We start from the raw sequence: 12617 nt of genomic DNA, 5'->3' as shown, positions 1-12617 counted from the left end.
TGAGATAAATCTATTTGTTTTTCTTTTTGAGCAATTTTTTCTTAATAATATCGCGATTCCAGTATTGCTCGATCCCAATACTAATAGGATCATAGTTGATGCGCTCTAATATGAGCTCTATATGAAAGTCCAGTCGCGATGCAACCTCTTGAAGATGTCCTATCGTTAGGTTGGATTGTGGCGTATCGGTTTGTGTTTGATTGGTGCATATACCAGATAGTTTTGAGAAAGATGGTTTGTTCGTTTCTGTAAACATTAAAATGTAACCTGAATCTTTTGGTTTTTGTATGGGTATTTCATCGATATCAAAGTACTGTTTTTTTTGTGTGTCATTATATCCCAAAATAAGTTTTTGTGATGGTTTAAAAGAGTCTCGAGCTTTATAGGCATAGAGCGTGAGTGGCATTTGTGCTTTGTTGATTGCACGTATATAAAAAGTGCTTATTTGTGCGTGTGCCGGGAGTGTATATGCTGGGAAACCATCAAGCTTATTTTTTATTACATTGCGATCAGTATCGACAGTACTTAAGAAATTATTATCACTGTCCCGCAGGGCAATAGTAATGCATCGATCAGAGAGATTGGTAAGTGCAAGAATAAACGTGTTTTCTTGCATGTTGATAATAGGCGCAAAAATAAACGTATGTAAAAATAAAAAAGTTGAAAAATGTCGCATAAAAGTCCCCATAAAAATTATATAATCTATAAAAAATATGGGTAAGTATAGTAATTTATGCTGTATAAAGCAAGGCTGAGAGCTTGTTTTAGCTTATCAGTTGCGTTAGATATAAAAGATCTGAAGATAAATTTTCAAGAAGTTTTTGCAATTGATTATTGGGTTCTTTTGAGTTGGTTTCTGTAATATTTGATATAATTATTTTTCCATCGACTCCTGTTGTTATCACTTTTTGATTGTCGGGCGTAAAGAGAATTGAGGTTATTGCACCTTGATGACTTTTTTGTGCATCAGTAGGCGAATATATAGTAAAATTTGCTGTGTCTATAACATGTATATATCCATCGGCATTTCCAGCTACAACATATGTATCATTTGGCATGACTGCCAAAGTATTTATTTGATGCGGGACATTGTTGAAAGTATGGAGTAGCGTGCCTTGGTAGGACCATATTTCTAGCGTGTTATCTTGAAAATCAATTATTATTGCTGAGTTGGTTAAGCAGGTATTGCGTATTTGTTTGTTAAAGGGCAATTGAATAAATTTATCAGGAGCGAATGGTTGATCGGAATTGCTTAAGAAAACTTTGTTATTATCTGATGCTGCTAGAATATGTTTATCTGATGGACTGATTTCTATTTTTTTTATGATTGAGTTGTTTGGAGATTTGATAGTTGTAACGTTATCATAGGTTATAAGTAATAGAGTTCTATTTTTAAGGCTCGCAATAAATTTGTTTTCGTGATGAAAACCGCATGCAGTTATTCCTAGAGTCTGCATTGTTTGTTGTTGTTCTATTAATTTTTCAAGAAAACTTGGCTGCACGATTTGTTTATTTGCGACATCCCAAACGGCTATTGTCATCAATTTTCCGATAAGCGGTTCGTCTTCTTCTGCACAAACGCCAATGTACTTTTTGTCGGGCGTAATGATAAAGTTTTTTACGGTAGCAGTGATACCAACTCCCGGTAAATAATCGAATAGAAAAAAAGGGGGGCGGTTTTTTATATTGTAAGAATAAATCGCTTGATGAGAATTTGCTATAACAATAGTTTCTCCATCAGGCATAATTCCTGCCGCGATAATAGTAGTTGTGCTCGCACGGGGCAGTGCATACCAAGTTTTTGTATCAATAGCATTTTCTCGAGTGAACCGAATAACAGCTTTTGTTTGCGTTACAACAAAAATTGCTGAATATACGATAAAAAATAACATTATTTTCATAATACTCCATTAATAAGCTTGATCAATAGAGATATTATAGTAATGAGTTTTTGGCGAAGTAAATGTTATATGTAAAATTAAATCGAGGCATGTTTTGAGCATGCCTCGATAAAAAGTTACGTAATAAAAATTATTTAGCAAGAAGTGATGTTGCTATGGTACCAATATCTTTAATGCTCAAATAAACAGCGAGAATTACAATAGCGACCCAGCAGACATAATGAATATATAAACGTACATTTTCTGGTAATGGACGGCGAATAATAGCTTCAATCGTATAAAATAATGCTTGCCCACCATCCATGATAGGTAATGGCAGCATGTTTAATACGGCAAGATTGACGCTAATAAATGCTAATAAGAGGAAAAAGATTTTTGCGCCTTTTGCAGCACCCTTAATGGTTTCAGAAATAACCATGAGCGGTCCGCCAACACCATTAATATTCTTTTTGACGCACATTGATTTGAACATAAAAAAAGTATTTTTTATGAGGGTGTTTACGGTATGAACGCCTTCGTTAAATGCATCTTTAAAAGAAACAGCGGGTATGTCTTGTAGAACAAATCCAACGCCGAAAACGCCTATTTTTCTTGAGCCGACGGTTCTGCTTGCAAAGGTAATAGGCATGTGCAATGTTTCTGAAGCTCTTTCTATAGTAACAGTAGCTTCTGTATCTGCGAGTGGTTCTATAATATTAAGTAATTCTTCTATATTGTTATTGATGGGTTGATTGTTGACCGCAATAATGTTGTCTCCGGGCAATAATTGTGCGTTTTCGGCAGCGCTTTTTGGGGCAATCGTTTCAATAATAGTTGTGCCATTTTTTGGATATAAGAGAGGCGATTTTGGGATGCCTGTGGCAAAAAGAATAATCATGGTGACGTAGGCAAACATAAGATTAAAAAGAATGCCGCCGGCCATAACGAGCATTTTTTGATAATAGGGCTTTTGCGCGAATGAGTACTGGTCATTACTGTGAGCTTCAGCCTGTTCGCCTTGTCCCACTTCTGCGGCTCCTGCAATTTCTACGTAACCACCTAAAGGTATGGCTGAAAGGGCAAAAACAGTGTCGCCTATTTTTCTTTCAAAGAGGCGTGGGCCAAATCCAATTGAAAAAGAGGGGGTGCGTATTTTGAATAGTTTACAAAATATAAAATGACCTAATTCATGAAATCCTATAAGAAATCCTATTCCAGCGCTGCCCGCCACGATAAAAAATAAGTTTTTTAATATATCTAATAACATGTATGCCTCCTAGGGGTAATTGTACTGCCAGAGCATCTATTATAATCATGATCGTTATGCTTGACTAGCCTAAATATAAAAAGATCTTAATAACTTTTTTCATTCCACTTGAAAAAATTATCTAAAAAGATAAACTAATAATAATCTTATCTAAGGTTGAATGAAAGTTGTAGCCAAAAGCAACATTAAGTCTTTAGTAATAGTTATAACGTATAAACGTAGGGATTTTGACGATGCCCACAATTAATCAACTTGCTCGTAAAGCACGAAGCAAGTCTCATTATAAATCAAAAAGCGCTGCATTGAAGGGCAACCCTCAAGCTCGCGGGGTATGTACTCGTGTATTTACTCAAACACCTAAAAAACCTAACTCAGCATTACGTAAAGTGGCTCGTGTTAAGTTGTCGACCGGCATTGAAGTGACGGCTTATATTGGCGGAGAAGGCCATAATTTGCAAGAACACTCAGTGGTATTGGTGCGCGGAGGCAGAGTAAAGGATTTGCCTGGTGTTAAGTATCATATTGTTCGTGGCGCGCTTGATACTGCCGGTGTTGAAAATAGAAAACAAGGTCGTTCTCTATACGGCGCTAAACGATCTAAAAAATAGAGTAAAGGTAAAGCATGGCAAGGCGTAAGTCTGTTAATTTCATTAGAAATGTAGGGGTTGATCCTCGATTTGGTTCAGAATCTGTCCAAAAATTGATTAATGTGGTGATGTGGCGCGGTAAAAAATCCGTCGCACGTACCATAATTTATGAAGCCTTTGATGTTTTGATCAAAAAGGCTCAGGGTGATGAAGATAAGGCTTTGAAAATTTTTTCAAAAGCGCTTGAACAAATTACTCCTGTTGTAGAGGTGAAGCCTCGCCGAGTTGGTGGCAGTGTTTATCAGATTCCTATGGAAGTAGGAGAGCATCGCGGTCGCTCATTGGCTTTAAGATGGCTAATTTCATGTGCTGCAACCCGAAAAGATAAAACTATGGGGTTGCGTTTGGCGTATGAACTTCTTGATGCCTATGAAGGAACGGGTAACGCGTTTAAGAAAAAACTTGATGTTCATAAAATGGCTGATTCAAATCGTGCCTTTGCCCATTTTGCTTGGTAAATAAAGAAGGTGCATGTAAGATGAGTAATCCCTTAGAAAAATATAGAAATATAGGCATCGCTGCTCACATTGATGCTGGTAAGACAACGGTGACTGAGCGCATTCTCTTTTACACTGGAGCAACTCATAAAATGGGTGAGGTGCATGAGGGTGCTGCAACTACTGATTGGATGGAGCAAGAAAAAGAGCGCGGTATTACTATTACTGCGGCCGCAATTACTTGCGCGTGGAAGGGTTATCAGATTAATATTATCGATACTCCTGGACACGTCGACTTTACTATAGAAGTTGGTCGTTCTTTGCGTGTGCTTGATGGCGTTGTTGCCGTTTTCTGTGGCGTTGGTGGCGTTCAGCCTCAATCAGAAACAGTATGGCGTCAGGCTAATCGTTATAAGGTGCCGCGCATTATTTTTGTTAATAAGCTTGATCGTATTGGCGCTGATTACTTTAAAGTCTTGAATGATGTTAATACTAAATTGCATGCCAATGCTGTTGCGATGCAAATTCCCGTAGGTGCATCAGAAGCATTTTATGGAGTTATTGATATTTTGACTCAGCGCATGGCAACGTTTGGTGATGATAAAGGTTTGACTATTACATGGGCTCCTGTTCCTGCTGAATATGAAGATAAGGTCAAAGAGCTAAGAACGGTGCTTATTGAAAAAGTTTGCGATGTTGATGAGCGCTTGGGTGAAAAATTTCTTAATGAAGAAGAAATTACTGATGCCGAAATTAAAGTGGCATTAAGAAAAGGTGTATTGGAAAGAACTATAACCCCAGCATTTTGTGGAACTGCTTTTAAAAATAAAGGTGTTCAGCTTATGCTTGACGGTGTTATAGATTTTTTGCCTTGCCCGCTTGATATTCCACCAGTTATGGGTGAAGTTCCTCGTACTGGTGAGCAGGAAGAGCGCCTGCCTGAGTCTCAAGGACCATTTTCTGCATTGGTTTTTAAAATTATGACAGATCCGTTTGTGGGTGTTTTATGTTTTGTTCGGGTTTATTCGGGAACGCTTAAAGCCGGTTCATATATATATAATGCAACAAGAGGCACTAAGGAGCGCATCAGTCGATTGGTTAAGCTTCATGCAAACAAACGTGAAGAAATTGAAGAATTGCATGCCGGCGATATTGGAGCGGTTGTTGGTCTCAAAGATGCTGCCACTGGCGACACTATTTGTGACGAAAACAGGCCAATATTATTAGAAAAAATAGATATTCCAGCTCCTGTTATCTCAACGTCTGTTGAGCCTAAAAATAAAGCCGATTATGAAAAAATGGCTATTGGTTTACGTAAGCTCATGCAAGAAGATCCTTCATTTCACTTTTCGTTTGATAAGGAAACTGGACAAACGGTTATAAAGGGAATGGGCGAGCTTCATCTTGAAATTATTGTTGATCGATTGAAGCGCGAACATAAGGTTGAGGTAAGTCAAGGTAAGTTGCAGGTTGCATTTAAAGAAACTATCCAAAAAACATCTGATGCTGAAGGTAAATACATTAAGCAAAGTGGTGGTCGTGGTCAGTATGGTCACGTGTGGATTAAGTTTGAACCTCTAGAACGCGGAAAAGGTTTTGAATTTGTAAATGGTATTGTTGGCGGGACGATTCCTCGTGAATATATACCTGGAATTCAAAAAGGGCTTGAAGAAGCCAAAAATACCGGGATTTTAGGAGGCTATCCGATTGTTGATTTTAGAGCAACAGTGTATGATGGTTCATACCATGATGTTGATTCATCTGAGTTGGCATTCCAAGTTGCTGCTTCACTTGCGCTTAAGGAAGGTATGGCAAAAGGAGACGCGTGTCTTTTGGAGCCTATCATGAAAGTTGAAGTGGAAACGCCTGAGGAATATATGGGTGACGTTATGGGTGATTTAAGCTCTCGTCGTGGACGCATACTCAGTACTGATTCTAGAATTGGCAATCAAATTATTATGTCGGAAGTGCCGCTTGCGGAAATGTTCGGTTATGCAACGCAACTGCGTTCTATGACTAAGGGACGCGCAAGTTATTCCATGGAATTTGAGTGTTATCGTGAAGTTCCAAAATACACACAAGATCAACTTTTGAGTGTAAAGGCAGCGTAAGTTTTTAGTTAATGTTAAAAAAACAAATTTTGTCGGGAGAATGACAATGGCAAAAGGGATTTTTGAGCGTAAAAAACCTCACGTAAACGTGGGAACAATTGGTCACGTTGATCATGGTAAGACGACTTTAACGGCAGCCATCACTAAGGTGCTTGCTGACAAGGGTCTTGCTGAATCACTTAAGTTTGATCAGATTGACAAGGCTCCAGAAGAAAAAGCTCGTGGTATTACTATTGCGATTTCGCACGTTGAATATGAAACAGCAAAGCGTCACTATGCGCATATAGACTGTCCTGGTCATGCTGACTATGTTAAAAACATGATAACAGGCGCCGCTCAGATGGATGGCGGGATTCTTGTTGTATCCGCAGCCGATGGTGCAATGCCTCAAACGCGTGAGCACATTTTGCTCGCGAAAAACGTTGGCGTTCCAACATTAGTCGTATTTCTTAATAAAGTTGATATGGTTGATGATGCCGATATGGTTGATATGGTTGAAGAAGAAATTCGTGATCTTCTTTCCAAGTATGGATTCCCTGGCGATAAAATTCCAGTTGTTCGTGGATCAGCTCTCAAGGCTCTTAATGGTGATCAAGGTGAACTTGGTGCTCAAGCTATTATGAAATTAATGGATGCTCTTGATGAATATATTCCAGCTCCTCAGCGTGAAGTTGATAAACCGTTCTTGATGGCTATTGAAGGTGTTTTCACTATTTCTGGTCGTGGTACGGTTGCAACAGGGCGTATTGAGCGTGGTCGCATCAAAATTGGCGATGAAATCGAAATTATTGGATTGGGACAACGTTCAAAAACAACTGTTACTGGAATTGAGATGTTTAGAAAAACTCTTAATGAAGGTGAAGCTGGTGACAACGTTGGAATCTTGCTCCGTGGTACTAAAAAAGAAGAAATTGAACGCGGGATGGTCTTGGCTAAGTCAGGAACTGTCACACCGCATACAAAGTTTAAGTGTCAGGTGTATGTACTTTCTAAAGATGAAGGCGGAAGACATAGCCCATTCTTTAACGGATATAGACCGCAGTTCTATTTTAGAACAACAGACGTTACTGGTGTTGTTACATTGCCTCAGGGACGTGAAATGGTTATGCCAGGCGACGATGTTATGTTGTCTGTCGAATTAATTTCTCCAATAGCAATGGAAAAAGATGGAAGATTTGCTATTCGTGAAGGTGGAAGAACCGTTGGTTCTGGTGTTATTACAGAAATTCTAGACTAATTTTTTGGGTTGATGAATGAAAAAACAAAAAATTCGTTTGACGTTAAAGTCTTACGATCATCAGTTATTAGATAAAGCTGTAAAGCAAATTGTTTTGACGGTTAAGAGAACCGGGTCCGAAGTTGTTGGACCCGTTCCTCTCCCAAATAATAAAAAATGCTTTACTGTTTTACGTTCTCCGCATATTGATAAAAAATCAAGAGAACAGTTTGAGTTAACAACGCATAGGCGTATTGTGTATATCGTGGCACCTTCAGATTCAACAATGGATGCGCTTATGAAATTAAATATATCCTCTGGCGTTGACGTTGAAATTAAGTAAAAAAGAAAGGTCATTAAATGGCTAATGGTCTCTGGGGTAAAAAAATCGGAATGACCCAGGTCTTTGCGCAAGATAATAAGGTGGTACCTGTTACCGTGATAGACGTTGCTGATTGGTTTGTTACTCAAATTAAAACCAAAGAACGCGACGGTTATGATGCAATCCAATTAGGATGTGTCAAAAAACAGTTTTCCGACAAACCTTTTTCATCTGAGTGGTTAAGATCTCCGAGAAAATATTTTAGTGTTTTTAAAGAAGTTCATATTGATGAATCAGAAACACCTTCGTTAGGGCAACCCGCTGATATTAGTTTGGTTGTTGGCCAAGGTGATTATGTTGACGTTTTTGGTATAACCATAGGCCGCGGTTTTCAGGGTGGCGTTAAGCGCCATGGATTTACTGGCGGTGTTGCTAGTCATGGCAGTAAATTGGGCCGTGGTCCAGGTTCTTTGAGTTTTATGCGTAGCCAAGGTCGCGTTATAAAGGGTCAAAGAATGGCTGGTCATATGGGGACTGACAAACGTGTTATGAAGAATTTAAAAATTATCAAGGTTCAACCAGAAGCAAAAGTTATTTTTGTAAAAGGATCTGTGCCTGGTAAAAGCGGTTCGTTAGTTTTTGTACGTAAGCGTGGGTAATCATGGTTGATAATAATACAGCTGCTGTTCAGGTAATGAAAATTCAAGACTTTGATGTCGCGAATGCGGAAGTTTCCATTTCTCCGGTGAGCTTTTCTAATTATATTAGGGCTCTTATGCAGAATTGGCGTCAGGGTACTGTTGCCTGTAAAGATCGAGGTGAAGTCATTTCCCGATCTAATAAAAAGCCATGGAAGCAAAAGGGAACTGGTCGTGCTCGAGCAGGATCCGCTCGTTCGCCATTGTGGCGGGGTGGCGGTGTCACTTTTGGCCCACAAGAAAGAACTCGTACTTTAAAAACATCTAAAGCTTTAAGAACCAATGTTTTCAATGCTTTGTTTGTCCAGAAGTTGAACGCTGGATCTGTTGTTTCATTGGATTGGACTTTATTGAATAAGCCTAAGACATCTGAAGCATACGCCATTCTTAAACAGCACAATATGCATGATAAGAAAATAGCCTTTTTTGTAATGCAAGAAGACTATAATGTGCATGCTTCACTTAATAATTTAAATAATGTTCGTATGATGTTATTTGATCAGCCGAATGCATATGCTTTAATTCATGCAGATTGTTGGGTGTTTTTACAAAAAGATGGAAATTCCTTTAAAGAAATGGTGAAAACATGGATTTAAATATTTACGAAATTATTAAAAAGCCCCACATTACAACAAAAGCATATACGCTTAATCAGCGATATAATCAAATCGTTGTAGATGTTCATCCTATGGCTAATAAGCCTGAAATAGCGAAAGCTTTAAAGCGTTTATTTAATGTAGAAGTTGATAAGATACGAATTATTGTATCTAAAGGTAAAACGAGGCGTTCTGGCCGACATGTTTTTCATGGACCATTAAGAAAAAAAGCGATTATTGTTTTGAAAAAGGGACATTCGCTTGATTTAACTGGATGGAAACAGTCGTCTCAAGTGCCAGAACAATCTGCATCGGCAGTATAAAAGGTTATTATGGCTATAAGAAATAGAAAACCGCAGAATCCATCGTTGAGATTTCAAACCTTCATCGATACTGCGGATTTAACAAAAAAAGCTCCTGAGCGAAGTTTAGTAAAAGGCTTGCGCAGGAGAGGCGGACGAAATGCCTATGGTAGAATTACGGTTCGACACAGAGGTGGTGGCGCTGCCAAAAAATATCGTTTAATTGATTTTGCGCGTGTTGAACGAGACATTCCTGGTAAAATAACAAGTATAGAATATGATCCAAATCGCAATACTCGTATAGGTCTTGTTGTTTTTGGAAATGGTGTTAAGAGATATATGTTAATGCCGGATAAGCTGCCTGTTGGCTCTGTTGTTGAAGCGGGACAAACAGTTGAGGCAAAAATTGGCAATTGCTTACCATTAAAAAATATTCCTGTTGGTTTTACCGTTCATAATGTTGAAATTACTCCAGGCTCTGGTGGCAAATTTGCTCGTAGTGCTGGAACTTCGGTTCAATTGGTTGCTAAAGAGGGCGATCATGTAACCCTTCGTATGCCATCTGGAGAAATCAGAATGGTTAATAGTAGTTGCTGGGCTACTATTGGTACATTGGGTAACGCTGATCATAAAAATCTTTCCATTGGTAAGGCTGGACGTACGCGTTATTTAGGATTCAGGCCTTCTGTTAGAGGTATGGCTATGAACCCAATCGATCACCCACATGGTGGTGGTGAAGGTCGTTCTAAGTCAGGATCTCACCCTATGACGCCTTGGGGTAAGGGATGTAAGGGGACAAGAACAAGAAAACGTAAGAATCCTCTTATTTTAAAAAGAAGAAAACCATAACAATAGAGAAAGTTGATAAATTATGGCTCGATCCGCTAAAAAGGGACCATTTGTTGATGAATGCTTGCTGAAAAAGGCGGCTGATTCAAAAGCTGGTTCCAGAAGAGAAGTTATTAAAACATGGTCGCGAAGAAGTATGATTATTCCTGATTTTGTTGGTTTAACATTTGCTGTTCACGATGGAAGAAAACATGTATCTGTGTATGTCAATGAAAATATGGTTGGACACAAGTTTGGTGAATTTGCTCCAACGAGAACATTTAGATTGCATAGTGGTCAACGTAAATCCGGAGTTGCCGGAGAGAAATAATTCTAGTACACTATATTAAATACACACCTAATTGATTGAGGTTTTATAAAAAAATGGTTCACAAAAAAACAGATACGCTTCATGTCTCTGAAGGTGCTTCTAGTAAGCACTTTGAGGCGCATGCTTCTTATGTTTGGTATTCGCCATATAAGTTGAGACCGGTTGCGGATGTTATACGTGGCAAAAACGCTGCATATGCATTGCGATGGCTTGCTACGTATAAAACCAAACGCGCTGTCTCCATTAAAAAAGTCCTTGAATCTGCTGTAGCTAATGCTAAGCATTTAAATAATATTAAGCCTGAAGAGCTTATAATAAAGACAATATTTATAGATCAGGGACCAATTCATCGTTATTTTAAACCTGGAGCTCAAGGACGCGCAATGATTCAACGTAAGCGTCTTTGTCATATCAGTGTTATTGTTGAATCTCAAGGTAAAGAGGCTTAATGTGGGACAAAAAGTTAACCCAATAGGGTTTAGAATCGGCGTTTATAGAGATTGGGATTCGAAGTGGTTTGCTCGCGATTCTTACGCAGATCTTTTTTTTGAAGATTTGAAAATTAGAAAATATATCGAAGCCAATGTATCAAGTATTGATGTTGATCGTATCGAGATTGAAAAAACTGGTGATACTATCAAGGTTATTATTTTTACAGCAAATCCTGGTTCGGTTATAGGTAAGGGCGGTAAGACTATTGATTATTTGCGCAGGCAGTTAGGTTTGCTAATTAAACGAGCAAATGTCGAAGTTTCTGTTCAAGAAGTAAAAAATCCAGAATTATCTGCCACTATTGTTGCTAAAAATATTGCCGATCAACTAGTAAAGAGATCAAGCTTTAAAAAAGTGATGAAAAAAGCGGCAAATTCTGCAATAAGAGCTGGCGCAAAAGGCGTGAAGATTCGCGTTGCAGGAAGGCTTGATGGGGCTGAAATTGCTCGTGATGAATGGATTAGAATTGGTTCTACTCCCTTGCATACCTTAAGATCTAATATTGACTATGGCTTTGCTCAAGCAAAGACAACCTATGGAATAATAGGTGTTAAGGTTTGGATTTGCAAAGGTGATTATAACTTAGAACAACGTTAAGAGATAACTATGTTAATGCCAAAAAAAGTTAAATATCGCAAAGTCCAGCGAGGCACAAGGGCAGGCCTTTCTAAGGGTGCCCGCGATGTGTCGTTTGGTGATTATGGTTTACAGGCGCTTGAGCCGGTTTGGTTGACTGCTCAACAAATTGAGGCGATGCGTGTAACTGTTTCTCGTAAATTGAAAAAAGTAGGCAAATTCTTTTTGCGCGTATTTCCAGACAAGCCTGTTTCAAAAAAGCCTGCTGAAACTCGAATGGGTAAAGGTAAAGGGAATCCTGAGCTATGGGTTGCCGTTGTCAAGCGTCAGCGCGTTATATGTGAAGTTTCAGGTCTTGATGAAATAACTGCAAAGGAAGTTTTGCGTTCTGCGGCGTATAAATTGCCTATGAAGACAAGAGTTGTTAAGCGATCTGTTGAAAGCAGCGAAGTGTTGGATAAGCATGATTAAGTTAAAAGTTAAAGAAGAATTAAAAAATATGTCTGTAGAGCAGCTTGCCGCTAGAATTAATTTGATGCGTCAAGAGCTTCTTAATGTTCGCATCGGTTCTGCAACAAGACACATTAAGTCTTTTTCTTCAATCCAAAAGCAATTAAAAAAAACAATTGCATGCGCATTGACATATATGAGGCAAAAAAATGACTGAAAATAGTATTAAGTCCCGACGCTTACTTGTTGGAAAAGTTGTTTCTGATAAAATGAAACAAACGATTGTTGTTGAAGTTGAAAGAACATATATACATCCATTGCTTAAAAAAGTTATGCGTGTTACCAAAAAATATAAAGTTCACGACCATGATCAGCAAGCGCATACTGGTGACATTGTTGAGGTATATGAAGGTCGTCCGGTGTCTAAGACAAAATATATGTATTTAGATAGGATTATTAAATAG

18 protein-coding genes are annotated in these 12617 nt (G+C 38.5%); 15 read left to right on the top strand and 3 right to left on the bottom strand.

Translation table 11 applies throughout. The features are described 5' to 3' along the window. Window positions 1-10 precede the first annotated feature (10 nt). From WC707_03425 to WC707_03415, 3 genes are all read right to left on the bottom strand, one after another. On the bottom strand, window positions 11-676 hold the full coding sequence (locus WC707_03425; GenBank protein ID MFA6066207.1) for a hypothetical protein: 666 nt from the start codon (window positions 674-676) through the stop codon (window positions 11-13). A gap of 88 nt (window positions 677-764) precedes the next feature. Further along, window positions 765-1901: a hypothetical protein gene (locus WC707_03420; GenBank protein MFA6066206.1), complete on the bottom strand. Its 1137-nt coding sequence runs from the start codon at window positions 1899-1901 to the stop codon at window positions 765-767. Between the two features lie 130 nt (window positions 1902-2031). Further along, entirely contained in the window at window positions 2032-3147 is a 1116-nt protein-coding gene (locus WC707_03415) for a M50 family metallopeptidase (protein ID MFA6066205.1), read from the bottom strand. Between the two features lie 233 nt (window positions 3148-3380). Here WC707_03415 and rpsL point away from each other — a divergent pair, with 233 nt between their 5' ends. From rpsL to rpsQ, 15 genes are read left to right on the top strand one after another with little or no spacing between them, the layout of a single operon-like run. Continuing rightward, window positions 3381-3755 carry a 30S ribosomal protein S12 gene (gene rpsL / locus WC707_03410; GenBank protein ID MFA6066204.1) on the top strand — a complete coding sequence of 125 codons (375 nt, stop codon included), beginning with the start codon at window positions 3381-3383 and terminating at the stop codon, window positions 3753-3755. Between the two features lie 14 nt (window positions 3756-3769). Further along, window positions 3770-4252, top strand: coding sequence for a 30S ribosomal protein S7 (gene rpsG / locus WC707_03405; GenBank protein MFA6066203.1), 483 nt, complete (start codon window positions 3770-3772; stop codon window positions 4250-4252). Window positions 4253-4272: 20 nt separating this feature from the next. Then, the gene (gene fusA, locus WC707_03400; protein MFA6066202.1) at window positions 4273-6342 is read left to right on the top strand and encodes an elongation factor G; all 2070 of its coding nucleotides are present in this window, start codon (window positions 4273-4275) and stop codon (window positions 6340-6342) included. Between the two features lie 46 nt (window positions 6343-6388). After that, on the top strand, window positions 6389-7579 hold the full coding sequence (tuf, locus tag WC707_03395) for an elongation factor Tu (protein MFA6066201.1): 1191 nt from the start codon (window positions 6389-6391) through the stop codon (window positions 7577-7579). A gap of 16 nt (window positions 7580-7595) precedes the next feature. Then, on the top strand, window positions 7596-7901 hold the full coding sequence (rpsJ, locus tag WC707_03390; GenBank protein ID MFA6066200.1) for a 30S ribosomal protein S10: 306 nt from the start codon (window positions 7596-7598) through the stop codon (window positions 7899-7901). 17 nt (window positions 7902-7918) lie between these two features. Then, window positions 7919-8539 (top strand): 50S ribosomal protein L3, encoded by a 621-nt coding sequence (gene rplC / locus WC707_03385; protein MFA6066199.1) that lies wholly within the window; start codon window positions 7919-7921, stop codon window positions 8537-8539. A gap of 2 nt (window positions 8540-8541) precedes the next feature. Next, window positions 8542-9174, top strand: a complete 633-nt coding sequence (rplD, locus tag WC707_03380) for a 50S ribosomal protein L4 (protein ID MFA6066198.1) — start codon at window positions 8542-8544, stop codon at window positions 9172-9174. Next, the gene (gene rplW, locus WC707_03375) at window positions 9165-9497 is read left to right on the top strand and encodes a 50S ribosomal protein L23 (protein MFA6066197.1); all 333 of its coding nucleotides are present in this window, start codon (window positions 9165-9167) and stop codon (window positions 9495-9497) included. Before rplD ends, rplW begins: the two co-directional genes overlap by 10 nt. A 9-nt stretch (window positions 9498-9506) precedes the next feature. Then, on the top strand, window positions 9507-10325 hold the full coding sequence (rplB, locus tag WC707_03370; GenBank protein ID MFA6066196.1) for a 50S ribosomal protein L2: 819 nt from the start codon (window positions 9507-9509) through the stop codon (window positions 10323-10325). Between the two features lie 22 nt (window positions 10326-10347). Beyond that, a complete protein-coding gene (gene rpsS, locus WC707_03365) occupies window positions 10348-10635 on the top strand; it encodes a 30S ribosomal protein S19 (GenBank protein ID MFA6066195.1) in 288 nt (95 codons plus the stop codon). Between the two features lie 53 nt (window positions 10636-10688). Further along, complete coding sequence (rplV, locus tag WC707_03360) at window positions 10689-11084, top strand: 50S ribosomal protein L22 (GenBank protein MFA6066194.1); 396 nt, start codon at window positions 10689-10691, stop codon at window positions 11082-11084. 1 nt (window position 11085) lies between these two features. Beyond that, on the top strand, window positions 11086-11724 hold the full coding sequence (gene rpsC, locus WC707_03355; GenBank protein MFA6066193.1) for a 30S ribosomal protein S3: 639 nt from the start codon (window positions 11086-11088) through the stop codon (window positions 11722-11724). 9 nt (window positions 11725-11733) lie between these two features. Continuing rightward, complete coding sequence (gene rplP / locus WC707_03350; protein ID MFA6066192.1) at window positions 11734-12174, top strand: 50S ribosomal protein L16; 441 nt, start codon at window positions 11734-11736, stop codon at window positions 12172-12174. Continuing rightward, on the top strand, window positions 12167-12370 hold the full coding sequence (rpmC, locus tag WC707_03345; GenBank protein ID MFA6066191.1) for a 50S ribosomal protein L29: 204 nt from the start codon (window positions 12167-12169) through the stop codon (window positions 12368-12370). The genes rplP and rpmC overlap by 8 nt, the downstream gene beginning before the upstream one ends. After that, complete coding sequence (rpsQ, locus tag WC707_03340) at window positions 12363-12617, top strand: 30S ribosomal protein S17 (protein MFA6066190.1); 255 nt, start codon at window positions 12363-12365, stop codon at window positions 12615-12617. Before rpmC ends, rpsQ begins: the two co-directional genes overlap by 8 nt.

The organism is Candidatus Babeliaceae bacterium (assembly GCA_041660765.1).
Taxonomy (GTDB): Bacteria; Babelota; Babeliae; order Babelales; family Babelaceae; genus JBAZVR01.
Note: the sequence above shows the minus strand (reverse complement) of the source record. Positions and strands in the feature narration are given on the sequence as shown.

What these genes read in the sequence shown, in the direction of transcription:
- WC707_03425 (MFA6066207.1), bottom strand. Translation starts at nt 676, where the DNA reads ATGCGACATTTTTCAACTTTTTTATTTTTACATACGTTTATTTTTGCG.
- WC707_03420 (MFA6066206.1), bottom strand. Translation starts at nt 1,901, where the DNA reads ATGAAAATAATGTTATTTTTTATCGTATATTCAGCAATTTTTGTTGTA.
- WC707_03415 (MFA6066205.1), bottom strand. Translation starts at nt 3,147, where the DNA reads ATGTTATTAGATATATTAAAAAACTTATTTTTTATCGTGGCGGGCAGC.
- rpsL (MFA6066204.1), top strand. Translation starts at nt 3,381, where the DNA reads ATGCCCACAATTAATCAACTTGCTCGTAAAGCACGAAGCAAGTCTCAT.
- rpsG (MFA6066203.1), top strand. Translation starts at nt 3,770, where the DNA reads ATGGCAAGGCGTAAGTCTGTTAATTTCATTAGAAATGTAGGGGTTGAT.
- fusA (MFA6066202.1), top strand. Translation starts at nt 4,273, where the DNA reads ATGAGTAATCCCTTAGAAAAATATAGAAATATAGGCATCGCTGCTCAC.
- tuf (MFA6066201.1), top strand. Translation starts at nt 6,389, where the DNA reads ATGGCAAAAGGGATTTTTGAGCGTAAAAAACCTCACGTAAACGTGGGA.
- rpsJ (MFA6066200.1), top strand. Translation starts at nt 7,596, where the DNA reads ATGAAAAAACAAAAAATTCGTTTGACGTTAAAGTCTTACGATCATCAG.
- rplC (MFA6066199.1), top strand. Translation starts at nt 7,919, where the DNA reads ATGGCTAATGGTCTCTGGGGTAAAAAAATCGGAATGACCCAGGTCTTT.
- rplD (MFA6066198.1), top strand. Translation starts at nt 8,542, where the DNA reads ATGGTTGATAATAATACAGCTGCTGTTCAGGTAATGAAAATTCAAGAC.
- rplW (MFA6066197.1), top strand. Translation starts at nt 9,165, where the DNA reads ATGGATTTAAATATTTACGAAATTATTAAAAAGCCCCACATTACAACA.
- rplB (MFA6066196.1), top strand. Translation starts at nt 9,507, where the DNA reads ATGGCTATAAGAAATAGAAAACCGCAGAATCCATCGTTGAGATTTCAA.
- rpsS (MFA6066195.1), top strand. Translation starts at nt 10,348, where the DNA reads ATGGCTCGATCCGCTAAAAAGGGACCATTTGTTGATGAATGCTTGCTG.
- rplV (MFA6066194.1), top strand. Translation starts at nt 10,689, where the DNA reads ATGGTTCACAAAAAAACAGATACGCTTCATGTCTCTGAAGGTGCTTCT.
- rplP (MFA6066192.1), top strand. Translation starts at nt 11,734, where the DNA reads ATGTTAATGCCAAAAAAAGTTAAATATCGCAAAGTCCAGCGAGGCACA.
- rpmC (MFA6066191.1), top strand. Translation starts at nt 12,167, where the DNA reads ATGATTAAGTTAAAAGTTAAAGAAGAATTAAAAAATATGTCTGTAGAG.
- rpsQ (MFA6066190.1), top strand. Translation starts at nt 12,363, where the DNA reads ATGACTGAAAATAGTATTAAGTCCCGACGCTTACTTGTTGGAAAAGTT.